Origin of the sequence: Rhizobium sp. BT-226, from assembly GCF_025847085.2 — a bacterium.
In the GTDB taxonomy this organism is placed as follows: domain Bacteria; phylum Pseudomonadota; class Alphaproteobacteria; order Rhizobiales; family Rhizobiaceae; genus Rhizobium; species Rhizobium sophorae.
This window is the reverse complement of sequence record NZ_JAOYTI010000008.1, coordinates 1-23355: the sequence shown is the minus strand read 5'-3', so window position 1 is coordinate 23355 and position 23355 is coordinate 1. Positions and strand designations below refer to the sequence as shown.

General features: G+C 57.4%; 17 protein-coding genes and 3 pseudogenes. 12 read left to right on the top strand and 8 right to left on the bottom strand.

Going from position 1 to position 23355, the window contains the following annotated elements; genetic code table 11:
- The first annotated feature begins 520 nt into the window (after nt 1–520).
- Entirely contained in the window at nt 521–1846 is a 1326-nt protein-coding gene (locus OIU37_RS32355; protein WP_264259862.1) for an O-antigen ligase, read from the top strand.
- Nucleotides 1843–3972 carry a right-handed parallel beta-helix repeat-containing protein gene (locus tag OIU37_RS32350; RefSeq protein WP_264259861.1) on the top strand — a complete coding sequence of 710 codons (2130 nt, stop codon included), beginning with the start codon at nt 1843–1845 and terminating at the stop codon, nt 3970–3972. Before OIU37_RS32355 ends, OIU37_RS32350 begins: the two co-directional genes overlap by 4 nt.
- Here the strand turns inward: OIU37_RS32350 and OIU37_RS32345 are convergent.
- From OIU37_RS32345 to OIU37_RS32330, 4 genes and pseudogenes are all read right to left on the bottom strand, one after another.
- Nucleotides 3924–4225 (bottom strand): annotated as a pseudogene (locus tag OIU37_RS32345) (hypothetical protein). The gene OIU37_RS32350 and the pseudogene OIU37_RS32345 overlap by 49 nt on opposite strands.
- Before the next feature lie 130 nt (nt 4226–4355).
- Nucleotides 4356–6584 carry a right-handed parallel beta-helix repeat-containing protein gene (locus OIU37_RS32340; protein ID WP_264259860.1) on the bottom strand — a complete coding sequence of 743 codons (2229 nt, stop codon included), beginning with the start codon at nt 6582–6584 and terminating at the stop codon, nt 4356–4358.
- A 488-nt stretch (nt 6585–7072) separates the two neighbouring features.
- Nucleotides 7073–7258: a hypothetical protein gene (locus OIU37_RS32335; protein WP_180695639.1), complete on the bottom strand. Its 186-nt coding sequence runs from the start codon at nt 7256–7258 to the stop codon at nt 7073–7075.
- A gap of 73 nt (nt 7259–7331) precedes the next feature.
- Nucleotides 7332–7529, bottom strand: a pseudogene (locus OIU37_RS32330) (transposase); the annotation flags it as partial.
- A 225-nt stretch (nt 7530–7754) separates the two neighbouring features.
- Here OIU37_RS32330 and OIU37_RS32325 point away from each other — a divergent pair.
- Genes OIU37_RS32325 through OIU37_RS32310 form a run of 4 tightly spaced genes read left to right on the top strand, consistent with a single transcriptional unit; the run spans nt 7755 to nt 13055 of the window.
- Nucleotides 7755–8621: a WecB/TagA/CpsF family glycosyltransferase gene (locus OIU37_RS32325; protein ID WP_180695640.1), complete on the top strand. Its 867-nt coding sequence runs from the start codon at nt 7755–7757 to the stop codon at nt 8619–8621.
- A 5-nt stretch (nt 8622–8626) separates the two neighbouring features.
- Entirely contained in the window at nt 8627–10120 is a 1494-nt protein-coding gene (locus OIU37_RS32320; protein ID WP_171605085.1) for a sugar transferase, read from the top strand.
- A gap of 45 nt (nt 10121–10165) precedes the next feature.
- A complete protein-coding gene (locus OIU37_RS32315) occupies nt 10166–11209 on the top strand; it encodes a UDP-glucuronic acid decarboxylase family protein (protein ID WP_264259859.1) in 1044 nt (347 codons plus the stop codon).
- Nucleotides 11210–11213: 4 nt separating this feature from the next.
- Nucleotides 11214–13055: a glycosyltransferase gene (locus tag OIU37_RS32310; RefSeq protein WP_264259858.1), complete on the top strand. Its 1842-nt coding sequence runs from the start codon at nt 11214–11216 to the stop codon at nt 13053–13055.
- A gap of 178 nt (nt 13056–13233) precedes the next feature.
- Here the strand turns inward: OIU37_RS32310 and OIU37_RS32305 are convergent, their stop codons facing one another.
- Nucleotides 13234–14010, bottom strand: a complete 777-nt coding sequence (locus tag OIU37_RS32305) for a response regulator transcription factor (protein ID WP_171605082.1) — start codon at nt 14008–14010, stop codon at nt 13234–13236.
- A gap of 553 nt (nt 14011–14563) precedes the next feature.
- Between OIU37_RS32305 and OIU37_RS32300 the strand changes: the two genes are divergently transcribed.
- Genes OIU37_RS32300 through OIU37_RS32275 form a run of 6 tightly spaced genes read left to right on the top strand, consistent with a single transcriptional unit; the run spans nt 14564 to nt 20095 of the window.
- A complete protein-coding gene (locus tag OIU37_RS32300) occupies nt 14564–15070 on the top strand; it encodes an acyltransferase (RefSeq protein WP_264259980.1) in 507 nt (168 codons plus the stop codon).
- Nucleotides 15067–16104 (top strand): Gfo/Idh/MocA family protein, encoded by a 1038-nt coding sequence (locus tag OIU37_RS32295; protein ID WP_171605081.1) that lies wholly within the window; start codon nt 15067–15069, stop codon nt 16102–16104. Before OIU37_RS32300 ends, OIU37_RS32295 begins: the two co-directional genes overlap by 4 nt.
- Nucleotides 16101–17204 (top strand): DegT/DnrJ/EryC1/StrS aminotransferase family protein, encoded by a 1104-nt coding sequence (locus tag OIU37_RS32290; RefSeq protein WP_180695643.1) that lies wholly within the window; start codon nt 16101–16103, stop codon nt 17202–17204. Before OIU37_RS32295 ends, OIU37_RS32290 begins: the two co-directional genes overlap by 4 nt.
- A complete protein-coding gene (locus tag OIU37_RS32285; protein ID WP_171605079.1) occupies nt 17194–17913 on the top strand; it encodes a DapH/DapD/GlmU-related protein in 720 nt (239 codons plus the stop codon). Before OIU37_RS32290 ends, OIU37_RS32285 begins: the two co-directional genes overlap by 11 nt.
- Nucleotides 17910–18884 carry an NAD-dependent epimerase/dehydratase family protein gene (locus OIU37_RS32280; protein WP_062941749.1) on the top strand — a complete coding sequence of 325 codons (975 nt, stop codon included), beginning with the start codon at nt 17910–17912 and terminating at the stop codon, nt 18882–18884. The genes OIU37_RS32285 and OIU37_RS32280 overlap by 4 nt, the downstream gene beginning before the upstream one ends.
- On the top strand, nt 18881–20095 hold the full coding sequence (locus OIU37_RS32275; RefSeq protein ID WP_264259857.1) for a DegT/DnrJ/EryC1/StrS aminotransferase family protein: 1215 nt from the start codon (nt 18881–18883) through the stop codon (nt 20093–20095). Before OIU37_RS32280 ends, OIU37_RS32275 begins: the two co-directional genes overlap by 4 nt.
- Before the next feature lie 217 nt (nt 20096–20312).
- Here the strand turns inward: OIU37_RS32275 and OIU37_RS32270 are convergent.
- The 3 genes and pseudogenes from OIU37_RS32270 to OIU37_RS32260 form a co-directional block, all read right to left on the bottom strand.
- Nucleotides 20313–20467, bottom strand: a pseudogene (locus OIU37_RS32270) (O-antigen translocase); the annotation flags it as partial.
- 228 nt (nt 20468–20695) lie between these two features.
- A complete protein-coding gene (locus OIU37_RS32265; RefSeq protein ID WP_171605285.1) occupies nt 20696–22009 on the bottom strand; it encodes a polysaccharide biosynthesis/export family protein in 1314 nt (437 codons plus the stop codon).
- A 264-nt stretch (nt 22010–22273) separates the two neighbouring features.
- A complete protein-coding gene (locus tag OIU37_RS32260) occupies nt 22274–22417 on the bottom strand; it encodes a hypothetical protein (RefSeq protein WP_264259856.1) in 144 nt (47 codons plus the stop codon).
- Nucleotides 22418–23355: the final 938 nt, after the last annotated feature.

Below are 23355 nucleotides of genomic sequence, written 5' to 3'. Positions count from 1 at the left end.
GTTCTGCTCGATCAGGATTTCGCCTTGAGCCGGTAGGGTCACCGCCGACAACGCCGCAACGCGTGACGCTCCCTTTATACAACGTACAAAACCAGGACCATGACGCAGAACCATTGCAATCCCAACCCTTCTAAGCGTCACCTGCCAACAGCCGGCTGCGCCAGAATTATTGCCTCACTTCACCGGAAACTGCGGCTCAGCGCGACGTGCTTCGCGGTATGCTTTCATCGTCAAGCTACCGATGATTGGTCACAGGTTACATCTCCTCTTATGGGCAATGTCGTGGGCCCCAGCACCAACTTTTGGAGGAGGGGTAGACCGTAAGCTTAATCCAAACAACGTCCTTGGATGGTGGGTATGGACGTTAGGCTTAGCCCCGCCTTCGTTTGTGTTGGTTGACCGGGGATGTGGCGGGATGATTGTTCGTTGGTAAGCAGCGCAGCTATGAAAGGGGACGCATGTCTTTCCAAATTGCCGCGATCAACAACCTCTCATATGTCCAAGCAAGTCGGGACGGGTAATGAGAGCGTACACGCTTAGAACAGCAAATGGGCCGACTGTCAGTTGGCGGGCAATAGAATGCTGGGGCGCCGGCCTATGCCTTTTTCTTCAGACAGGCGCGCTTTTCCCGCTCATGCTGGCGGATGCCGACGGAGGCCTTAGCGATCATGCCAGGTCTATATTGCGTCTGCTTTGTTTACCCGTATACGGGTTTACATTGCTGATGCTGGCACGAAATTTTCCGCAATTCATCACAGCGCTCAAGCGAAATTGGCTTGTCCCGCTGATGGTCGCCATGCCCTTCATGTCTGTCTTCTGGTCGGTTGGCCCGTCGACGACTTTCAGGCGTGCCATCGGTCTGCTCTTCACCGTTCTTCTGGCTTATGTGTTGGCGATACGCTTTACACCGAGGCAGTTACTTCTCATTGCATTTGCGACCTTCGGTGCATGTATCGTCCTCAGCCTGTTGATTTTTCTAGTGTCACCGGGGCTCGCTCGCATGCCCACAGACAGCGCGGTGCGCGGCATATTCATCCACAAGAACAGTCTTGGTTGGTACGCCGGCATGATGATACTGGTGTCGACCGCCGTAATAATGGACGGTAACCGAGGCTTGCGGCGAACCGCTTTGATCTTGCTGATGGCGGGCGGGGCTTGTCTCTTCCTTTCCGGATCGATGACCGCGACAATTGCGACGGTATCGGCATATTGCCTGATCGGGTTCTACTCCGTGTTGCAGCGACTCCGTGGCATCAGTCGCATCGTCTTCATCTTGTTTTTTGTTCAAATGTTCGTCGGGATCCTCCTTTTGCTTCGCGAATTCCTGGTCCCATTCCTTGAGGCTCTTGGCAAGGATGCCACTTTGACGGGCCGAGTGCCCTTGTGGGAACTGGTCGATGGTCAGATCGCCGATCATCTGCTGCTCGGCTTCGGCTACCAGGCGTTTTGGACAGAGGCGAACCCCGAAGCCTGGATTATCTGGGCAAAGATCCAATGGATGGCTCCCCACGCCCATAATGGTTTCCGCGATACGCTGCTGAGCTTCGGAATAAGCGGAATGACTTTGTTCGCTCTGATGCTCTTGCAGGCACTCCGCCAAGGGGCGGCCCTCCAATGCGGGGACCCGCGTTATGGCTGGCTCTGGCTGAACGTCTTCACGGTTGTGATTTTGGTGATGAACCTGACCGAGACAATCTTCCTGATCCAGAACGATGCCATTTTCATTCTGTTCACAACGGCCATCATCATGTTCTCTCTATACAAGCCTGTTGTTGTTTCGACGGCCCCCGGCCGGCAATTGCGAGCGCCGGCCCGCAGCCCAACGGCGGAGCTGCAAATCTCATGAGGCTGCGCTTCGCACTGATCTTGAGCATTTCGCTTGCGATGCTCTTTCCGCAGCCGAGCAAGCTCGCCCCGGTGAGCCCGGACGCAGATGCGCCCGACAGGCTGCGGACGGCGGTCAGGGATGCAACCTGCGCGGAAGCTTCGCCGGCGACCTTTTCGGAAAAGCTGAAGGGGACTTCACTGAGCAACATATTGACCGGAACATCCGCGGCCCGGGCAGTATTCTATGTCTCTCCCGAGGGCAAAGACACCTGGAGCGGGCACCTTCCTAAAGCAAATTCTCGGCGTACAGACGGTCCTTTTGCAAGTATTGAAAGAGCGCGGGATGCTGCGCGCCAGAAGGGCGGCCAGAATACGATCGCAATGGGCAATGGGGATTACTATCTTGCTGAACCGATAGTCTTCGATGCTCGCGATGCGGGACTGGTCATCGCGGCGAGATGCAACGAGGCGCCGGTTCTGCACGGTGGCCCGATCGTTCGCAATTGGACGGCGCAGGCTGATGGTCGCTGGAAGGCGTCACTGAAGCTGCCTGCGGGCCGGGATGTGGGCGATCTTTTCGTCAGCGGCGCGCGCCAGACGCAGGCTCGCTTTCCCAACGCTCCACCCGATGGAGACCCGCGCAAAGGGTGGCTTTTCGCGGCTAAGTGCACGCAGGACGACGACTTATGGCATGGTAACACGCGTTTTTGCTTCCATGCCGGCGATCTTCCGATCTCAAAAAATGCAGCAGGCCTTGTCGCCCACATCGTCGGTGGTTTTCACCCCGGCAGCCAGTGGGGCAGTGACACCCTCCCAGTGGTTTCAATCGACGCCGCGAACCGGGCGATAAATACCCGAGGCACCGGCTATTTCTTCACCGCAGAAGGCAGCCGCTATTTTCTGGCCGGGGCGGCGGCGCTGCTCGATGCGCCCGGGGAGTGGTGGTATGACCGCACCAAGGGTCAACTCGATTATATCCCGACCGATGGGCTACCAACCAGTTCTACGGTTGTGGCCGGCATCCTGCCGACCTTCTTCAGGCTGGATGGAGCCGACGGTATGGTTATATCCGGGCTCCGGTTTCGGGATGGGGATCCGCAGGGCAGCGGCAAGTTCGGTACCGACACCAGAAGCTTTGGGGCCATACGGCTCGATCACTCGGACGGTGTTCGGCTGCTTGGCAACTCCATCGACAATGTCGGCGTCGGCATCCATGTTTCCGAGAGCAAAGATGTCTTGATTGCCGGCAACGTGATTGGAGATGTGGCTGGCAACGGTATTTACGTTGGCACGACCTATGGCAGCTTCGGCAGATCCGACGGTGCCAGAATCCTGTCGAACCATATTCATGACATCGGAAGGGTCTACTTTGAAACCGCGGGGATATGGTTCCAGGCGACAGACAGCATCAGGATCGCCCATAACCTGGTCGAAAATACTGCGCAGTTCGGTATCGCCGGCGGCTCACTGTGGGGAGCACAAGACGCAGTCCACGACGCAGTCATCGAACATAACGAGATCCGCAATGCCAATCAGCAGACGGCAGATGGCGGTGCCATCAAGCTGATGGGCGAGCAGGCTGACCTCCTGAACAGCAGCATCCGCTACAATCTGATCACCGGGACAGGTCAACTTATGAACAGGGCCGATGGGACGTTTTGGCCTTTCGGCTATGAAAATATCAATGAATGGCCGACTCCCATCAGTTGGGCGATCTACACCGATGGCAAGGCCAGTGGTGTGCGCATCGAAGGAAATACGCTGTCGGACAATATATCGGCGATCGGCATCAACGGCGGCTGGAGCAACTTGGTGACGGGAAACGTTATCACGCACGGATCGGGCGCGGCTTTTCGCGTTGATGACGGTACGGGCAGGGGTTGGCGTCCGTCATGGGCACGTCCTAATCGTATCGAGAGCAATATCGTGTCGATCGACAGTAGCAACGGGCTTGCAGCCTATGTCTACGCTCCTGACCATGGGCCTGGATACGTGCAGTTCGCGCATAACCGCTACGCCGGCAATTTGAACGACAAGAGCTTCCGAATACATCCGAGTGTCATGCCTTCGGGAGAATTTGGCAGTTTACAGGATCTTCAGAAGGCTGGGGCGGACACCGAAAGCGTAGTCGCGCCGCCCGAGTAACAAAAGGGCGCCGCGACGAGCAGTGTTCCCGGGGCGTTCCGGTGGTCACTGGCGAGATCTGCCCGAGCGGCTTGGGAAGGCGATGAGGAAATTGGCCCAGCCCCAGACGACATTCGCCGTCGGCGAGGCGAGCTTTGCCCCTTGCGCGAAGGGGATGCGGAAGCGCCTGCCGCTGACCCCGTTGACGAAATGCGGAATGCCGTTGGTCAGAAATGCCGCGGCGATGAAATGGATGATAGGCGATCCAGGGCAAAGGCTTCTCCGTTGCGGCCTGAGTGGCGTCAACAGAGAATGTGGCCGGGTTTTTCGTGCCGGCAAGAGGAGAGACACGACTGCCCGTGACGCTGTAGGCCCGCCGCCTGAAAGGCGACGGGCCGACCTGGTTAGACAAGCAGGAAATCTTTGAAGTGAAGTGCTGCGGAATTATCGAGATCCGCGACATGGACGGCCGCGCCCGCTGCGCTCCCATCCGCGTCATAGGATAGAATGCCGCTCTTCTGATCGTAGATCAGCTTGTCATCAGCCTCCAGCGCTTTTGTTCCCAGAACGAAATTCTCGTCCGAAAATTTGGATAGGCTGAGCGTGGTGAAAATCGAATGATCGAGCATCAGCTTGTCGCCCGCCGCGGAGGAAAAATCCCGGATCTTGTCGACGCTGATATTGTCGGGCTTCACATTGAAGACGAAGGTATCGCCGCCGCCGCCGCCGGTCAGAATGTCCGCGCCGGCTTTTCCGAACAGCTTGTCGTTGCCGAGTCCGCCGTTCAGCTTGTCCGCGCCGGCCCCGCCATCGAGAACGTTGCTGCCGCTATTTCCGGTCAGCACGTCGTTGTAGCTGGAGCCAGTCAAGTTTTCGATGCTGACGAACTTGTCACCGGCGGCATGCCCGCCCGTTGCGGCCCCAGTCGCCAAGTTGACGTTGACCGCGCCGGAGCCCACATAGCCGGCCGTGTCGTTGTCGGCACCACCATTGATGACGTCCCCGCCGGCGCCGCCGCTGAGTTTGTCCGCGCCAGCCCCGCCATTGAGAACGTTGCTGCCGCCATTGCCGCCGGTCAGCACGTCGTTGTAGCTGGAGCCAGTCAAGTTTTCGATGCTGGCGATCTTGTCACCGGTGGCCTGCCCGCCCGATGCGGCCTTGGTCGCCAAATTGACGCTGACCGCCCCGGAGCCCGCATAGCTGGCCGTGTCGGTACCATTACCGCCGTCGAGCACGTCCGCGCCGGCGCCGCCCTTCAACACGTCACTACCGCCGAGACCCTTGAAGGTTTCGTTGCCGCCGTTGGACTGACCGGTGTGTGGCAGGATGTCGTTGCCGTTGGTGCCGATGTATGCGTTCGTCGGCGTGGTTGGCGTTCCCGGTTGTGTCGGTGTGGTTGGCGTCCCCGGATTAGTCGGCGTGGTTGGCGTTCCCGGTGCCGCGCTGGAGCTCGATTCGTAGGCACCCATGTCGACAGTTCCAACGACGCGAGCGTGGCCGTCGAGATCGACCGACCCGACGCCGTACTTGGCGGTTCCGCTGTCGATCGCCGCCGAGCCGGAGCCGAGGTGGAAGTTGTCGCTCGCTGCCCCCGAGAATTTCGGGTCGACGCCGAGCTTGTTGCCGTTCGCCGCGCTCGGCATAGCGTTGCCGCCGTCGGTCTTGACCGATGCCTGGCCGGCCGTGCCGTTGTAGGTGATGTTGTTGGCCCAGACGACGTTGTCGTTGGTATAGCCGCCGGTCGACGTGTTATCGATCGCAGTGTTGTTCTTGTTAACCGATGGGTCCGCTACGGCGATGTTGTTGACCCAGGTGTTGTTGCTCGACTGCGAGTTGCTGAGCTCACCGCGCCAGGTGCCGCTGTTCTGCGGGTCCTGATTGTTGTGGTATGCGGTGTTGTTTTTCACCGTGACGGAGTCGCTCCAGGTAACTTGGATGCCTTTGCCGCCGTTCTCGTAGACGAGGTTATTGTCGACCAGGGTCTTGAACGTGTAGTTCGGATGACCGCTCGTCTGCGTGCTCTGGAAATCGTCGATGATGATGCCGTTGCCATCGGTGTGCTCACCCGACTTGGTGACGTTGTCGTGCGAGATGTTGTCCCGCACAATCGTCCGGTAGCCGTCGGTCGAGGTATCGCCGGTGATGTTCCGGTTTTGGTAGATCGAAATGCCCGAGAACCAGCCTGACGACGCATTATTGTAGGTCTCGTTCCCTTCAATGCGGATGAAATCCGACCAGTTGAACTGAATGCCCGACTCCCCGCTGTCGTGGACCTTGTTGTTGAGAACTGAGACGTGGTGGACATTGTTCGCTTCGATGCCGTCGCCTTTGGCGCCGCCGATGTCAAAGCCGTCGATTGTCACGTAGTTGGCGTTGACACTGATCGCGTTCCACGAGCCCGCGGGCGGCCGGATCAGCGCCCCGCCGGGCACTTCCGAGCGCAGCGTGATGTCGGCTGCCGCCGAGCCGTCTTTGTCGATGTTAATAGCTTCGTTGTAGGTCCCCGCCTTCACCACGACCTCGTCGCCGGGCCTAAGGTTCGCCGACATCGCCTCGCTGATCGTGCGGAAGGGAGAGGAGGCACTGCCGTTACCGCCGTTGCTGCCAGTCGTCGCTACGTAGTATGTTGTCATGGTCTTGTTCCTCAACCCCCGCCCGTTAATATCTGTGGTTAATCCAGCGTTACGGCGGCAGGTTATAGGGCGACATTTTTGAGGGCGCAACAGCAACGCAACAGTAAGTGCTTGAGAAGCATAGCCTTATTGCTGCCACAATATCCGGATCGATCCAAAGTTACGTTTTGAAATATTTGGTGAATTTCGAGTCGCCAAAAATGTGGCAGTATTAATATCTCGCTTGCCGCGAGTTATTCTTTCTGCAACCAGGGCGACATGCATCCATTGAAAACTTTAGAAAAACCTGGTGGGCGTGGCTGGATTGCTCCCGCCAAATGCGGAATCGACATTTTTTTCTGAATTCGGCAATTTTGGGCAGCATTGCCTTACGATTGGTGCTGATCGAGATGGTAATGGGAGGTCCACCGTATCGATTCGACCAACCCATTGCTCAGCATTTCATGCGCCACCGCTTTCCCGCGGAGATCATCGCGCATGCGATGTGACTACGCTTTCCGTTTCTGCTGAGCCTGCCTTATGTCGACGGTCTGCTTGCCGAGCGTGGTATCGATGTCTCGCTCCAGACCGTGTTTGAGCGGGGCGACCAAGTTCGACCGCTGGTGCGAGACCTCGGGACGCAGCTTGCTCCGTTGGCTGACCCGGCTTGGATCGATCCGGTGTGCAAGATGCATGCGCCATATTCATCGCATAAGCGGGCCGCCCCGCAGGGTTTTCTCGCCGCGTTGTAAAGAAGCATATCGACGATTTTAGCCATATTGCGATTGCGGCGAGCCTGACGAACCCCCTGAAGTTCACGAGCAGGTTGTCGTATCGGGTTGCGACGCGTCGAGACTGTTTGAGCTTGCCAAAGAAGCGCTCGATGCGATTGCGTTCCTTGTAGAGGTTTGCATCGTAGGCGCGCTGGACTTTTCGGTTGCGCTCTGGCGGGATGACGACCTGCGTCCGGCCTTGCCGAGGTCAAACCGCTCTTTCGGGACAGCGCTCATCAAAAAGAGCAACGTGGCAAGCCGTGGGGTACATAGCCTTACTTCGAATATGTAACCTATCTCGGCGTAAGACGTAGAAACATGAAGTCTCTTCTACGTCCAACAGTTGGAGACGCAAGTATGGAGGCAATCGTCCTGGCGGCATATTCTTATGACAGTTTAGATCGCGAAAGCGCAGGTCATGAGAAAGCAATCAGCAGACGGCAGCCAAGATTCAGTTCTCAATCAAACGAGTTCTTTGGAATGGATTAATGTACTTGGTGTTCGCATTTCGGCAGTTAATCTCAAAAGCGCGACTGGATTTATTCAAAAAGCGATCGAAGACGGCAGGAAGGAATATGTGTGCGTTCGCGACGCACACGGCGTTGTCCGATGTCAAAATGATCCCGAGCTCCGGTCGATACATAACCGGGCTTTCCTCGTAACTCCTGATGGCATGCCGTTGGTATGGGCCTTGAAGCGTGCTGGTCATGCCGAAAGCGACAGGGTCTATGGACCGGATCTCATGTTATCCGTTTTCGATTCCGGCAGCTCCAAGGGCTTGCGCCACTTCCTTTATGGCGCAACGGCCGAAACGCTCGAACAGCTGCAGGCGCGCCTTCTCGCAAAATTTCCGCAAGCACGGATCGTCGGCTCCTATGCGCCCCCTTTTCGCAACCTGTCGACGTGGGAGGAAACGGAAATCGCTGACCGGCTCAATCGATCGGGCGCCGATATCATCTGGGTCGGGCTGAGCAGTCCCAAGCAGGAACTCTGGATGGCGCGCATGCGTGATCGTCTGGAAGCATCGATGCTCATCGGAGTCGGAGCCGCATTCGATTTCCACGCCGGCCTCAAGCGGCAGGCTCCAAGGATCATTCAAAGAAGCGGCTTCGAATGGGCGTTTCGTCTTTTATGCGAGCCACGACGGCTGTGGCGGCGCTATGCGCTCGTCGTGCCGACCTTCATCTCACTGACGGCATTCCAGAGACTGGGGCTTCGGAAGTTTCCGATCGAAGACGCGGTTTTTGGATCAAGCGCGCCAAAAGCAGCAGCTGTAAAGGTGTAGCCATCATGTCCTTATTTGCGTCGACAGAAATGACACCGCGTCCGTCGAAGGCAGCCACATCAAATGATATGACGGCGCGGGCGATTCCGGCAGGTTCTGTGCCACCCATAGCAGCTAAGGCCGCCGATCCCTTTGACCGGGCAGGGCCGAATATGCCCGTCGCACTACGGCGTCGGCTTCCTCGGCTCGCAACCTCGTCCTTTCTGGTCGCCGGCGACATTGCGGGCTATTTGATTGCCTATTTTGTTCTCCTGTCCTTTCTCCCCAGTGGTTTGGAAGGCACGCTAGCGGAGCGTACGTTCACGATCGCAGCACTTGCCGCGATTATTCTTTACGCATCGGCCGGCCTCTATCCTGGATACCGGTTGCATGACCATGAACATCTGCGGCGGCGCAGTGTAGCTGCCGTCAAGGTGGCTGTCCTGGCGGCGTTTGGAGCAATTATCCTGCCGGAGGGGGAAGGACTGCTGCTTGCCGTCATTGGGTTCCTCGCTCTCGGGCTGATTGTTCAGCCATTTGTGCATTGGCTTGCACGGGGCCTGTGCTGGAAGCTTGGAGTCTGGGGCGAGCGCGCGGTTGTCATAGGGGCACACAACCTTACTCCCGCTCTCGTGACCCACTTCAAGGACCACTGGCAGTATGGCATCAGGCCGGAGCCCTTTTTCCCCGATACTTTGGAGACATTGCCCGATGGCAGGCCTTCCATTGCCGTGGTTGCGGCCGAAACAGGCTCGCTTATACCCGATTTGGCGGTGATGCGTCGGAAGTTTGCCGAAGTCATCTTGCTGTCCGACACGCCGAGCCTCAAGGTAAGCGGACTGCGACCTGCGGATGTCGGCGGAGAGATCGGTATTCGCCTCGCCACTGGTGAGAATTCAGTGAACTCGGATCTGGTTCGCCGGATCCTCGATCTCGCAATCGCCATCCCTGCAATGATCGTGGTCGCGCCATTCATCGCGTTTGCAGCGGCCGCAATCTATGCCATTGATCCAGGCCCCGTCTTCTTCCGGCACACCAGGGAAGGGCGGTCCGGCAAGCCTGTGCACGTTCTGAAATTGAGGACGATGTATCAGGATGCGGAACAGCGCCTTGAAGCACTGTTCCAAGACAACCCGACTATGCGCGCCGAGTGGTTGAGCCACTTCAAGCTCAGAGACGATCCGCGCGTCCTTCCGGTTATAGGACATATGCTGCGCTCTTCGAGCATCGATGAGCTGCCGCAATTGGCAAACATCATTGCGGGTGAGATGGCCATCGTCGGACCGCGTCCGTTTCCTGAATATCACCTCCTGGCTATGGACGGCGAATTTCGAGCCAAGCGCCGTTCCGTCACGCCGGGGCTCACGGGCCTTTGGCAAATATCCGAACGAAGCAATGCGGATATCGAGCTGCAGCAGCAACTCGACGAGTTCTACATCGACAACCGGTCCCTGTGGTTCGACTGCCAAATTCTTCTCAGCACAATCCCTGCGCTCTTCAAGCGCAGGGGAGCCTACTAACCATCCTCGCTTCCGCGAGGCAACCGTCAACAACGGAGCACACCAATGCACGGACAAAAGCGAGTTATGGTAACCGGCGGCACCGGATTTCTGGGATCATTCCTGTGTGAAAGGCTTTTGCGAGAGGGCAATGACGTTCTCTGCGTGGACAATTACTACACCGGTTCGCGCGACAATGTACTGCACCTTCTCGACGATCCCCGCTTTGAGATTCTTCGCCACGACATCACCTTCCCGCTTTATGTGGAGGTCGACGAGATCTACAACCTCGCCTGCCCAGCATCTCCGGTCCACTATCAATTCGATCCAGTGCAGACCGTGAAGACCAATGTGCACGGGGCCATCAATATGCTCGGCCTGGCTAAACGCACCAAGGCGAAGATCTTCCAGGCATCCACGAGCGAAGTTTATGGCGATCCGGCAGTCCACCCGCAGCCGGAGGAGTATCGGGGCAGTGTCAATCCCATAGGCCCGCGGGCATGTTATGACGAAGGCAAGCGGTGTGCCGAAACGTTGTTCTTCGACTATCATCGTCAGTATAACGTGGAAATCCGGGTGGCGCGGATCTTCAACACATATGGGCCGCGCATGCAGACCAATGACGGCCGCGTCGTCTCCAATTTCATCGTTCAGGCGCTTCGAAACGAGCCGATCACCATCTTCGGCAACGGCACGCAAACGCGCTCCTTCTGCTATGTGGACGACCTGATCGACGGCTTTATCCGTTTGATGGGCGCGCCCGCTGGGGTCACAGGCCCCATCAATCTCGGCAACCCCGGAGAATTCCAGGTCCGAGAATTGGCAGAAATGGTGGTCGAAATGACCGGATCGAAGTCCGGCATCGTCTTCAAGGATCTGCCAGTTGACGATCCGACACAGCGCAAGCCCGATATCAGCCGCGCAACGCAACAACTGGGCTGGCAGCCGAAGGTGAACCTTCGTGAGGGGCTTGAGAGAACGATCGCTTATTTCGAGTGGAAGCTTTCCGGCGGCGCAAGGAACTGGCCCAGCGCCAAGTCCTCGCAAGAGGCTTATCCGCATCTGGCGGCCGCGAACGTCGAGCTCACTGCTCCTGAAGCCATTCGATAGGGACATGAATAGCAACGTTAATGATCGAAAGCCGCGGCTCGTTTTTTTTCAATGGGACCATCAGCCCAATGCGACCGCGGCCGGTTACCTGCTGCTGCACATGCAGCAGCAGGTCAAATGCCTCGCAACACATTTCGATGTCGTCGTCATTAACCGTGACTGCGACTATGCAGAGATATGCGACAGGTACGAGCCGGATCTGACGCTGTTTGAAAGCGGTTATCGGTCGCATGGGTCGCGTCGGATAAAAATCACCAACACCAATACCCATGTCGCCGTTCCGAAGCTTGGCCTTCATAACGCCGACGCATGGTGCGATCGACGCGCGGGCTTCCTTTCCGATATGGAGCAGTGGGGCATCGAGGCGTATTTCGCGATCGCAACGATGGCTCCGGAATATATGCCGGCGGTGAAGGAGAATCTGTTCGTCTGGCCAAATTTCATCGATCCCGAAGTCTACCACGACTATCGCCAGCATAAGGTCATCCCGGCCATGCTCACAGGTCAGGCCTACGGCCTTTATCCCTGGCGACAGACGGTCTTTCCGATGATCCGCGACCGTTACCCCTGCCTGGTCTCGCCGCAACACGCCTATGAGAGCAAGCTGGCTTCCCAGCTCCTGTCTGGAGAGGCTTATGCGCGCGCGCTCAACGCGAGCCTCATCGTCCCCACATGCGGCACTATGGGCGGCGAGGTCGTACGCAAGCACTTCGAGATTCCCGGGGCAAATGCCTGCCTCGTGACCGAACGCACGGCGGCAGTAGAGGCAGCCGGCTTTGTCGACATGGAAAACTGTGTCTTTGTTGACGGCCACAACGTGGTCGAGCGACTGGATTACCTTTTTGCCCATCCCGACGAAATACGGCGTATCACGACAGCCGGTTACAGTTTGATCCATTCGTGTCATACACTGAGCCACAGGCCGCAAATATATCAGTGGTTCATGCTGAACAAGGGCCTGCAGTTCGGCGAAAAGATCATCCAGTCCGGTCCCTTCGGCGATCTTACAAAGGTCCAGCGGATCTCCAAGCAAGAGAGCGTCCATGTCGTGGGGGAAGCGAGCGATCGCGCTTTGCTGAAGCAGGGCGACTTGCTTCTCGAGCAGGGCAGGGTGGAGGAGGCCAAGCAGTGCTACGCGCGCTGCCTGGACTATGTATCCTACCTGCCCGAAGCCAAATTCCGCCTTGCCATCTGTGCATTGCAGGAGGGCGACGCCGAGCGCGCTTATGACCTCCTGGTGGACCTGGTCAAGGTGACCATGACCGAATATGGGGCACTCAACCCGGATCCGGTCGAGTGGGCGTACTTCCTTCTCGCTTTGATCTGCAGAGGCCAGTTTGAGCGGGCGCGGAGGCTGCAAGATTTCTATCCATCTCTATCCCACGACGAATTCAGGCGCGCGCGCCTCGTCATCGCGCAATTCGGTCGCTCAGGCGATGAAGTCGTGTCGGGACGGTATGGCAAGGATCGAAAAAGCATTCATCAGATTCCCGATCGGAGCGATTCCGAGTGGCTTGCATGGTTCTCCGATATTCTTGAGCGCTGTCAGCAGCCAGATCTTGCAAATGTTCTTCGTCACGCTCCCTTCGGCGGAAGCGGCGCCGGCGAGAAAGTAACATTTCTACACTTCAAACGTGATGCTGGTTGGCGTCTGCGACTATATTCAGGCGTCGATGGCCTGATGGTCAGACTGCGCCTGAATGGCCTGCGGCCGAATGTACCGCCGCTGCCTGAATTCCGATATTTCTGGCATCTTGCGCGCGGTCTGGTCCCCCATTCGCAGAGAGGCCCGTTGCGCAGGATCCGAACGGCGCTTTCCAGGCTTCCTATGGGCACCGGCAATTAGCTGTGGGAAAATCGCACATGCAGACCGCCTCACCTGGAGAGGCGTGCATGACAAACTTCCCGGGTGAGGCTGAAGATGCAATCGCGGACTCGGTGGCGTATTTGCCGTGCAGCCACCGAGGATGTTTAGAGCGAGAATGCGCTTGTGATGCGATGCAAGATCTGATCGGCCGACCGCATCAGCACAGGCTGCTTGCCGCAGAACTGCCCGAAAGAAAAAGATCGTTGAGCTTGAATACGACTTCCGTTCGGTTCGTCGCTTTGACCTTTTTCATAATATTGCGAACATGCACCTTTACGGTGCTTTCTCGCAGGTTGAGCTCATAAGCGATAATTTTGTTTGCCTTTCCGCGTCGGAGCGCTTCCACGACTTCGACCTGACGATCCGTGAATATGCCGGATAGGGGGCGTGCGGTCGAATTGCTCGAGTCCAGCAAGTGACGCATGGCGAACAGGGCGCTTGCAGGCACAAAAATTCCTCCTGCCACCGACAGCGCGATCAGCTCCATACAGACGCTGACGCTGACTGAGGCGGGTATGAACCCTTTGGCTCCGTACTCAAGTGCCCTAACGATTTGACCGAAATCGTCGCTATCGGCCAATACGATGAGTGGCGTCGATGCGAATTCCGACGAAAGCTTCCGGATTTGCTCCGAAACGGTCGGTTCATCGATCTTTTTGCCGCCGACGTTCAAGAGGATTGCCGAAAGCGGAGGATATTCATCGCGCTTCTGCTTCCACTCCTCAATTGATCCAAAAGCCAGAATCTGCAAATCCGCTTTCTGGGCAGCCATGCATTGCGCCAGGCATTGACGATCGAGCTCACGATTATCGAGAATGACAAGAGAATGCGTGTGTCTTCCCGGCACGGCAGATGTGTTCGGATTATCTATCCTGAGGGGAAGAGCTACGTTCTCCTGCCTGAGGTCCAAATTCGGTACAAGTGCTGAATTCACAGCTTCACCCTCCCCTAACACGTTACGCTCAACTACGACCCGAGTACCAACCCCTCTCAATTCGGGGGTTTTAGGAAACTCTAAAGTAGGAATCGAATACCACAATTCGCGGAACGTTACAGTAGCTAATATAGGCTAAGTAGCGCGCAACTTCCGTAATAAGTCGGAAATAGAAAGATAAATCTGAAGTAGTCTTGCGCGTTACTAGATAGTTTACAGGATAAACTACATCGTTACACCGTAGTTTGCGACGAGCCACTAAATGCATGGAAACAATCGCAGTCTCCGGCGTAGGGCCGGCCACGGATTCGGCAGGGGAGCCCGCCACCAACGTTGGTCGCCGTATGATTAAAGGCGTAAGTCGTCATAAGTAGATACGCCTTTAGGTGAATAACCTTAAACGTTTTGTTTCTTTACTCAGATACAGAAAACAATTCTCTTTGAACTGTAGAAAAATATTAGTCCTGTCGGTGTGAAACCTTGGGCGCAATCAAGCGATTGTTTGTTTCAACTGAAAGTCTGGACCTGTTCAAGAGTAGGGGGTTTTGCAGGGATGATTGCAACAAACGTCACGCTGGATGACGGCACCATTATCCACCATCCAGACCTTGTAAATCTTTACGGCTGCACGATCGGCGCGGGAACGCGCATCGGCACCTTCGTCGAGATTCAGAAAAACGTCCTGGTCGGAAAAAGCTGCAAGATCTCCAGCCATTCCTTCCTCTGCGAGGGCGTGACGCTGGAAGACGGCGTTTTCATTGGCCACGGGGTCATGTTTACGAACGACATATATCCGCGCGCCGTCAATCCGGATAGCAGCCTTCAGACCGAAGCCGACTGGGCTGTCATCCCTACTCTGGTCAAGCGCCACGCGTCGATTGGCAGCAACGCCACCATTCTGCCTGGCGTCATCATCGGAGAAGCCGCACAGGTCGGCGCCGGCGCGGTTGTAACCAAGGATGTGCCCGACGGCGCCATTGTTGTCGGCGTTCCGGCCAGGATCATCGGTCGCGTTCATGACCGATCAGTCAACATGCAAGCGCTGGGAGAAGTGCAATGATCGGTATCGCCGTTGTTGGGTATGGGTACTGGGGTCCGAATCTGGTTCGTAACATCTCGGAAGCGGCCGGCGCGCAGCTCATTTCAGTCTGTGATCTCAATGTCGAACGGTTGGCGGCTGTCAAAAGCCGCTACCCCGCAGTGACGATCACCGATGATTTCGAGGAAGTGCTGCGTGATCCAAGAGTGGATGCCATCGCTATCGCGACGCCGGTCTTCACCCATTTCAAGCTCGCAATGCAGGCTATGATGGCCGGAAAGCATGTCTTCGTCGAAAAGCCGATGGCATCGACGACGGAGGAAGCCTCGCGGATGGTCGAAGAGGCCACACGCCGACGCCTTGTGCTGGCGGTGGATCATACCTTCGTCCACACCGGCGCCGTCCGCAAGATGCGCGAACTGGTCGAGAACGGCTTGGGCGACATGTATTACTATGACTCGGTTCGGGTCAATTTGGGGCTCTTTCAGCATGATGTCAGCGTCATCTGGGACCTCGCGGTGCATGATCTCTCCATCCTGGACCATGTTGTGCAGGAAAGGCCGGTGGCTGTTTCAGCGACAGGCATGAGCCATGTACTCGGCGAGCCGGAAAACATCGCCTATCTGACGCTCTTCTTCGAAAGCAAGCTCATCGCACACATCCACGTCAATTGGCTGGCGCCGGTCAAGGTGCGCCGCACGCTGATCGGCGGCAGCAACAAGATGATCGTCTACGACGATCTGGAGCCCAGCGAAAAAATCAAGGTCTACGACAAGGGCATCACGCTGAACCCCAATTCTCAGGCTTATGGCGAGAAAGTGCATCAGATGATGGTCGGCTACCGCAGCGGCGACATGTGGGCGCCCAAGCTCGATATGACCGAAGCACTGAAACGCGAACTGGATCAGTTCGTCGAGTGCATCGAGCAGAATTCGCGGCCCATTACGGACGGCCATGCCGGCCTGCGCGTCGTTCGCATTCTGGAAGCAGCAAGCCGGTCGTTAGCCCAGCGCGGTCGCATCATCGAGCTCGAAGAGGCAAGGCGCATCGCATGATCCCGTTCCTGGACATTAAGGCACAATATCAATCAATCAAGGGTGAGATCGACGCCGCCGTGCTCGGCGTCCTCGCCTCGGGACAGTACGTATTGGGCGACGAGGTCGCGCATTTCGAGCAGGAATTCGCAGACTATTGCAACGTCAAGCATGCGATAGCCGTCAACACCGGAACGAGCGCCTTGCATCTTGCCCTCCTTGCGGCCGGCGTTGGCCCTGGCGATGAGGTCATGACGGTGCCATTCACGTTCGTCGCAACCGTGTCGGCGATCTGCTACACGGGCGCACAACCCGTATTCGTCGATGTTGAGCCCGTGACACTCACGATGGATCCGGCTGAGGTCGAGGCAAAGATTACGCCCCGGACCAAGGCCATTGTTCCCGTCCATCTCTACGGTCAAATGGCCGATATGGACGCGATCAAGGCAATTGCCGACCGCCACGGGATACCGGTCATCGAAGACGCCTGCCAGGCCCATGGGGCGCAATACAAAGGCCACCGCGCCGGCAGTATCGGCGTATCCGGCTGCTTCAGCTTCTATCCGGGCAAAAACCTCGGCGCCTGCGGCGAGGGGGGTATAGTCGTTACCAATGACGATGATCAGGCCAAGACGATGCGCATGCTGCGAGACTGGGGTCAGGAGCAACGCTATCACCATCTGCTGAAAGGCTTTAACTATCGCATGGACGCCCTTCAAGGCGCGATCCTGCGTGTCAAGCTCGGGCACCTTGAAGACTGGACCGAGGCGCGTCGCAGTCTTGCGCGCCGCTACTCCTCGCTGCTTGCCGGATTGACGGATTTGACAATCCCTGTCGAAGCAGCCGACCGGCGTCACGTCTATCATGTCTATGCCATAAGAAGCCGTGATCGCGATGGGCTTCAACGCCTGCTCAGCGCGGAAGGCATTCCGTCCGGGCTCCATTATCCCATCCCTGTTCATCTGCAGAAAGCCCATGCCGACCTTGGTTACCAGGCCGGGGACTTCCCTGTTTCGGAAGCCGCCGCACGGGAGGTCCTCTCGCTGCCGATCTATCCAGAGATGCCTGTACGACACGTTGACCAGGTGGCCGCCGCGCTGGAGTACGCCTATGTCAGTTAACCGCCCAGGCGAGGCTCGACTGGTGCAGGCCGTCCATGGTCGCCATGAAAGACCGGCAGATCCTGACTACCAAACTGGGTTGGTCGAAGAGCTCAGGCAATCATACGGGCGCGCTGGCCTGATAGACCTCTACGGTCGTTTCGCCACAGGCGACGGGGTCGTCGACACTCTGATGCGGAAAGCCATTTGGCAAGCGATCGCGCGGAGCTGCGGCACGGGACTGCAGGTTGCGGGCGGCGCCGGTTTCAAACATCCGGAAACGTTTGAAATCGGCAATGGCGTGTTCATCGGCGCCCAGGCCTATATCCAGGGACGCTTCGACGGCACTTGCGTGATCGGCGACAATGTCTGGATCGGCCCGATGGCCTATTTCGACGCACGCGACCTGGTTATCGAGGATTGTGTCGGCTGGGGTCCTGGCGCCAAAGTGCTTGGGTCGACCCATACGGCACTGCCGGTGGATGTGCCGATCATTCGCACGGATCTCGAAATCAAGCCGGTCCGCATCGGCGCATGGGCCGATATTGGAACGAACGCAACAATTCTTCCCGGCGTGAGCATCGGGAAGGGGGCGATCGTCGGAGCGGGCGCAGTCGTTGTTTCCGATGTCGAACCGTTTTCAGTCGTGGCGGGCGTGCCGGCGAAGTTCATACGCTGGCGCACGGAAGCCGATGCTGTGCTAGATATATCGCATGGAGGAAGATCGTGAGAGATCAACGGGTACTCATTACCGGCGGAGCCGGCCTGATCGGGTCGCATATCGCCGATCTCGTCGCATTGGAGAAGCCGCGCGAGATTATCATCCTCGACAACTTCGTGCGCGGGCGCCGGGACAATCTCAGCACGGCAATAGGTGGCGGGTCCGTCAACATCATCGAGGGAGATATCCGTGATAGAGCGTTGCTGGCGAAAACCTTCGAGGGCGTAGACATCGTCTTTCACCAGGCGGCCATCCGCATCACGCAATGCGCGGAAGACCCACGGCTTGCCTTCGATGTGCTGGCCGAGGGCACGTTCAACGTTCTCGAAGCTGCCGTAAAGGCCGGTGTGTCGAAGGTCGTCGCTGCTTCTTCAGCCTCTGTTCTGGGTTTGGCCGAGAGCTTTCCGACCACCGAAGCGCATCATCCCTACAATAACAGGACGATATATGGCGCGGCGAAAACGTTCAACGAGGGGCTGCTGCGCAGCTTCGCGGAAATGTACGGCCTGCGCTATGTTGCGCTGCGCTATTTCAACGTCTACGGGCCACGAATGGACGTTTACGGCGCCTATACCGAAGTGTTGATCCGCTGGATGGAGCGTCTGGCGACCGGAATGCCACCCCTCATCTATGGAGACGGCAGCCAGACGATGGACTTCGTCGATGCACGTGACATCGCCCGGGCAAACCTGCTGGCTGCGAAGAGCGATGTCACCGATGAAGTATTCAATGTCGCGAGCGGCGAGGAAATAAGCCTCCTGCAACTTGCGCAGATGCTGAGCAGCATCATGGGGGTCTCACTCGAACCGCAGCACAAAGAAGCCCGCACGGTCAACGGCGTAACCCGTCGTCTTGCCGATATCAGCAAGGCCGAGAAACTCCTGGGCTTCAAAGCGGAAATATCGATGGAACAAGGGCTTCGTGATCTTGTCGCCTGGTGGCAGATGAAGACCGCTGCGGCAGGAGGGCAAGCTGCATGAGCCCGTCTCTATCAACGATTCCGGTCGCCAAGCCCGTCCTCGGAGAAGAGGAGGCTGAGGCCGCGCGCCGCGTTATTCTGTCAGGATGGGTAACGCAGGGACCGGAAGTCGCGGCCTTCGAGGGCGAATTCGCAGCCTTTGTCGGCGCTGCACATGCCTGCGCCGTTTCAAACTGCACGACCGCACTGCATCTCGCCTTGATGGCGGTCGATGTCGGTGCCGGCGATGAAGTCATCACGGTCAGCCATTCGTTCATCGCCACCGCGAACGCTGTTCGATACTGCAATGCGGTGCCCGTCTTCGTCGACATCGAAGCAGATGGTTACAATATCGACCCCAGCCTGATCGAAGCAGCCATCACGCCCCGCACCAAGGCAATCCTATGTGTGCATCAGCTTGGCATGCCTTGCGATCTCCGTTCGATCGTGGAGATCGGCAAGCGCCATCAGCTGCCGGTCATCGAAGATGCGGCATGCGCGACGGGAAGCGAAATCCAGTGGGACGGGCGTTGGGAAAAGATCGGCAAGCCGCATGGCGACATTGCCTGTTTCTCCTTCCATCCCCGGAAGGTCGTCACGACAGGTGATGGTGGCATGTTGACCACCGCCAATCCCGAATATGATCGAAAATTCCGGCTGTGGCGTCAGCATGGCATGAGCGTTACCGATGCTGTTCGCCATGGCTCGAAACAGGTGATTTTCGAAGACTATGACGAATTGGGCTACAACTACCGTATGACCGACCTTCAGGCTGCCGTCGGAAGGGAACAGTTGCGGCGGCTGCCGGGGCTGATTGCGCAGCGCAGGCGGCTCGCCGAGCAATATTGTGAGCGCCTGTCTTCGATCCCTGGGCTCTCACCGGTCGAGCCGCATTGGGCTCGTAGCAATTGGCAGAGCTTTTGCGTGAGATTGCCTGATGCTGTCGACCAAAGGGCGGTCATGCAGGCACTGCTCGATCAAGGGATCTCGACCCGACGCGGTGTGATGAACATTCATCTAGAAGGTGCCTATTCCGACCATAGTTCTCATCGTGCTGCGACAAGCCTGAAGCGAAGCGTGGCCGCGCAGCGGCAAACGATAGTCCTGCCGCTTTATGCCCAGATGACGGATCTCGACATCGTCAGGGTTGTCGAAGCACTTCGAAGCTCATTGGCTGAGGCTGCCGGCATACCCGCCGCCGCACAGCACGATCGGGACATCGCTCTTGTGTGATGTCTTGATTGCGTGATGCAATCTTCGTTGTGCCGCAGGGCCATTTTTTGTTAGAGCCTTTCCTGGTCAGATTGCAGCATTCTGTTGGCTCAAACGGAGTCGGATGATCGACCGGCCGGCCGCGTCGTAGCCCAGCTCTACGGCCAAGCCGGCCGGTCGATCAGGCGGCCCGTTTCAGCCAACCCGAAGGGCCGGGCATCTTTCCGCCAGGATCAAAGAGCCCCACGCCTTCTGGCCCAGCAGAACGGCCAGGGCCTTGTTACGAATGACGCTTAGAGCGACGTTCACGAAGGAGGAACCGCCCATCAACATAGTCGACTTGAGGATCTGGGTATAAGTCTGCCCACTGGCTGGGATCATGCGCAAAGTCATCAACTATCCTTAGCCGCTATGCTGTGGCGCGCGTCGCCGACATATGGCCCAACGCCGCTTCGGGGATACGCGGCACAGGCATTCCTGTTAGGGCAGGAAGCGAATTCAAGACCCGGTCGGCTCTATGGCAGCTTGTATCAAGAGATTTCTCCGCGCAGGTAGTCGGAGCGCCTCCGCGCTGGTCAATCGTCCGCTGCGAGTTCGATTGCAATACATGCTTTTCGCGGGTCACTGGCTTGCCTGACTGGCGCGTGTTTCAGTTTCACGCGGCAGGTCGGCAGGTGCGGCCTGAGACACGCGATCCGCAATGGGGGTTCGAACAACCCTCACAACATCACCCGGGATCAGTGCCGTCGTTTCGGAGGCCTGGAACTGCCTGATTTGGCCTTCGCTTCGCCGGCTCACCGTAAACGTCAGCGGGAGCGCCTCGTCTGTGATATTCGAGCCTCCCCCTGCCGCGAGGTCATCGAGAAGCAGTTTTTGCGTCATCTCGCGCTTCAATTTGAGCTGGTCGAGCCTTGCCTGTTCCGACTGCAATTCGGAAGCGACTTCGCTTCGCCGCGTGTCATAAAGCCCCTCGAGATTTCGCGTTGTCTCACTGATCGCCTGACGGCCCCGCATGATGGCGGTGACAAGGTCGAGCCGATTGGAGCGGTAGGTGGTGAGCAACCGTTCCAGATCCAATTGACGCGACGAAACGGTGAGGCCTTTCGTGACCAGCGTTTTGACGCTGGTCAGCTGGTCCTCGATCGATTTGATATTGTCTTCCGAGCCTTGCACCTTCTCGCCCAGCATGCCGACTTCACTGTTCAAAAGATCACGCAATTCCGTGAGCGCCTTCGACTGCCTGTCCAGCGCATTTGCACGAGCCTGAAAAATGACCCGTTCCTCGTTGTATATTCCCGCGGCGTATTGCTGATCGACGCCGAGCGTCCGATCGAACGTTATCTCCTTTACCCCGGTCATCTCTGCTTGGAGCCGTGCTAATTTGGCAGTGCTGCGCAGCAGGGAGTGGTCGATTTCCCGCAATTCGCCTGCGAGTTTGATCGTCTGCGATTGCTGCAGACTTGTAGCGCGGAACGGGCCGCCGCCCAGTGCCAGTGATTGCAGGACGGTCAGTCCAGGGCGGAATTTGTATTCCCCGGGCTTGGTTACGTCTCCCACGACGTAGATTGGCGGGTATTCGAGAATTTCGATGGTGACCGCAGGTGCCTGAACCAATCCGATTTTTTCCTGCAGGCGCTTGGCAATCTCGCTTGTGAGGTCGGTGTTATCGAGATTACTGACCGAAAGGGATCCAAGAAACGGCAGAAAGACTGCGCCGTCATCGGAGACCGTGTATTCGCCGCCAAGCGCATCCCAGCGTTCATATTGGCCTTTGGACTGCATCCATTGGACGATCGTCAGGCGGATTTTCGTTTGCGGAGTCAAGGGGACGCTATCGGCGAGAGCCGGCGACGCAGCTCCGGCAAGAAATGCGAGTGCACCGATGACAAAGGTCGCGCGAAGGAACACGTGGGGGGCGCGGTGCGATGAATTCATTTATATATCTCGCCTGCAAAGCATCCTTAAAGGGATGCTGGTCCAACTGCCTTGATTCTGTTCGCACGCCGGACGACAAGTCCGAAGCCGCTTCCCTAGTGTGCAGTCTGGGGACGCCTTGAGGAAGGTGGAGATCGTTTATTTTGCCTCATCACTATTGATGAGGTGGGGCGGGTACTTCAGCCTAAATCCAGCAGAAGCATATCTTCGGCGCGACACCGAGGCATCGCCTGGGAAATCAACAGGTCATGAGATCCCAGCGGCTTATGCCATTGCACGAACGGTCCAGTGCGTGGCTTCCTGCTTGGGGCCAGCATTGGCACCACCATGCGGCGATGTCGAAAAAAGCCACCGCTTGCGGCTTCGAGCCTTGTACAGGATGCGGCGCATCTTGCCGACCTCGCGCATCTCAGCCATCACCTGGGCCCTGCAACACGCCCGTTTGTCCAAGGGATGCCGCCTGTAGAGCGAAAGTCGTAGGATATACTCTCGGAATTGCCGACGACAGGTGTTGTTGGACATAAGCCTGTCCTCAAGCCTGTGCTTGAGCCTTTCTGCTTATACCGACTGTATGGTCGAAATGGGGGGAAGTTCACAGGAAGAGCAATCAGCAGACCCAATTGGAGGATGAATGGCCGCGCCGATGCAATCAAACGGGCAGTGATAGCCCCGCTACGTAGCCGAAAGGCGGTCTAAGCCGGGCCAATTGGCCGTTGAGGGAAACCTACTAAGGGTCTATAAAGCTTCTCGATAGGTCGTTGCAGAAAGCCGGGTTTCGTACCGTCATCGGAAGGCTCTGAAATTATGGGCTCCCGAAACGCCGCGCGCAGCAGATGACGGTCAATCTTTTTTCCGAAATGGATGTAAGACCGCAAACCTCTCCTCTTGGCTTACTTTGTCCTGATGAACCGCTGAGTTATCCGTCAAGGCTTTGAAGGTATGCGAGTGAGGATCAGAGATGATCGTATCATGAAAACAGATCAGCTTTTGCCAACGACGAGTACATCGATGAGAAGGGCAAGACACGATTCCCCCGCCAAGGGGCGTCGTAGGGAGTTCAGTAAGGCTTCGCCGAGGCGGACGCTGTTGCGGGTAGATGCGTTATGAAAGCAGTACATAGAGTTGCGCGTGGGGCGCGTTGGCGCTTCAACGCGCTTTTGGAACGCGCCCGTCGGACCGCCTACCCAAGGGCCGTTCGACAGGCTTGGTCAAGGGTGCGCGCCGAATACCTTTCTTACACGACTGATCGTCAACTTCATCAATTGCTTGAGGTAGTGCGTCGTACCGCCCCGAGCGGAGCGTTGATCATTGAGGCAGGTTGCGCGCGCGGCGGTTCAGCAATTCTC

What these genes read in the sequence shown, in the direction of transcription:
- OIU37_RS32355 (WP_264259862.1), top strand. Translation starts at nt 521, where the DNA reads ATGAGAGCGTACACGCTTAGAACAGCAAATGGGCCGACTGTCAGTTGG.
- OIU37_RS32350 (WP_264259861.1), top strand. Translation starts at nt 1,843, where the DNA reads ATGAGGCTGCGCTTCGCACTGATCTTGAGCATTTCGCTTGCGATGCTC.
- OIU37_RS32340 (WP_264259860.1), bottom strand. Translation starts at nt 6,584, where the DNA reads ATGACAACATACTACGTAGCGACGACTGGCAGCAACGGCGGTAACGGC.
- OIU37_RS32335 (WP_180695639.1), bottom strand. Translation starts at nt 7,258, where the DNA reads ATGCATCTTGCACACCGGATCGATCCAAGCCGGGTCAGCCAACGGAGC.
- OIU37_RS32325 (WP_180695640.1), top strand. Translation starts at nt 7,755, where the DNA reads ATGAGAAAGCAATCAGCAGACGGCAGCCAAGATTCAGTTCTCAATCAA.
- OIU37_RS32320 (WP_171605085.1), top strand. Translation starts at nt 8,627, where the DNA reads ATGTCCTTATTTGCGTCGACAGAAATGACACCGCGTCCGTCGAAGGCA.
- OIU37_RS32315 (WP_264259859.1), top strand. Translation starts at nt 10,166, where the DNA reads ATGCACGGACAAAAGCGAGTTATGGTAACCGGCGGCACCGGATTTCTG.
- OIU37_RS32310 (WP_264259858.1), top strand. Translation starts at nt 11,214, where the DNA reads ATGAATAGCAACGTTAATGATCGAAAGCCGCGGCTCGTTTTTTTTCAA.
- OIU37_RS32300 (WP_264259980.1), top strand. Translation starts at nt 14,564, where the DNA reads ATGATTGCAACAAACGTCACGCTGGATGACGGCACCATTATCCACCAT.
- OIU37_RS32295 (WP_171605081.1), top strand. Translation starts at nt 15,067, where the DNA reads ATGATCGGTATCGCCGTTGTTGGGTATGGGTACTGGGGTCCGAATCTG.
- OIU37_RS32290 (WP_180695643.1), top strand. Translation starts at nt 16,101, where the DNA reads ATGATCCCGTTCCTGGACATTAAGGCACAATATCAATCAATCAAGGGT.
- OIU37_RS32285 (WP_171605079.1), top strand. Translation starts at nt 17,194, where the DNA reads ATGTCAGTTAACCGCCCAGGCGAGGCTCGACTGGTGCAGGCCGTCCAT.
- OIU37_RS32275 (WP_264259857.1), top strand. Translation starts at nt 18,881, where the DNA reads ATGAGCCCGTCTCTATCAACGATTCCGGTCGCCAAGCCCGTCCTCGGA.
- OIU37_RS32265 (WP_171605285.1), bottom strand. Translation starts at nt 22,009, where the DNA reads ATGAATTCATCGCACCGCGCCCCCCACGTGTTCCTTCGCGCGACCTTT.
- OIU37_RS32260 (WP_264259856.1), bottom strand. Translation starts at nt 22,417, where the DNA reads ATGCGCGAGGTCGGCAAGATGCGCCGCATCCTGTACAAGGCTCGAAGC.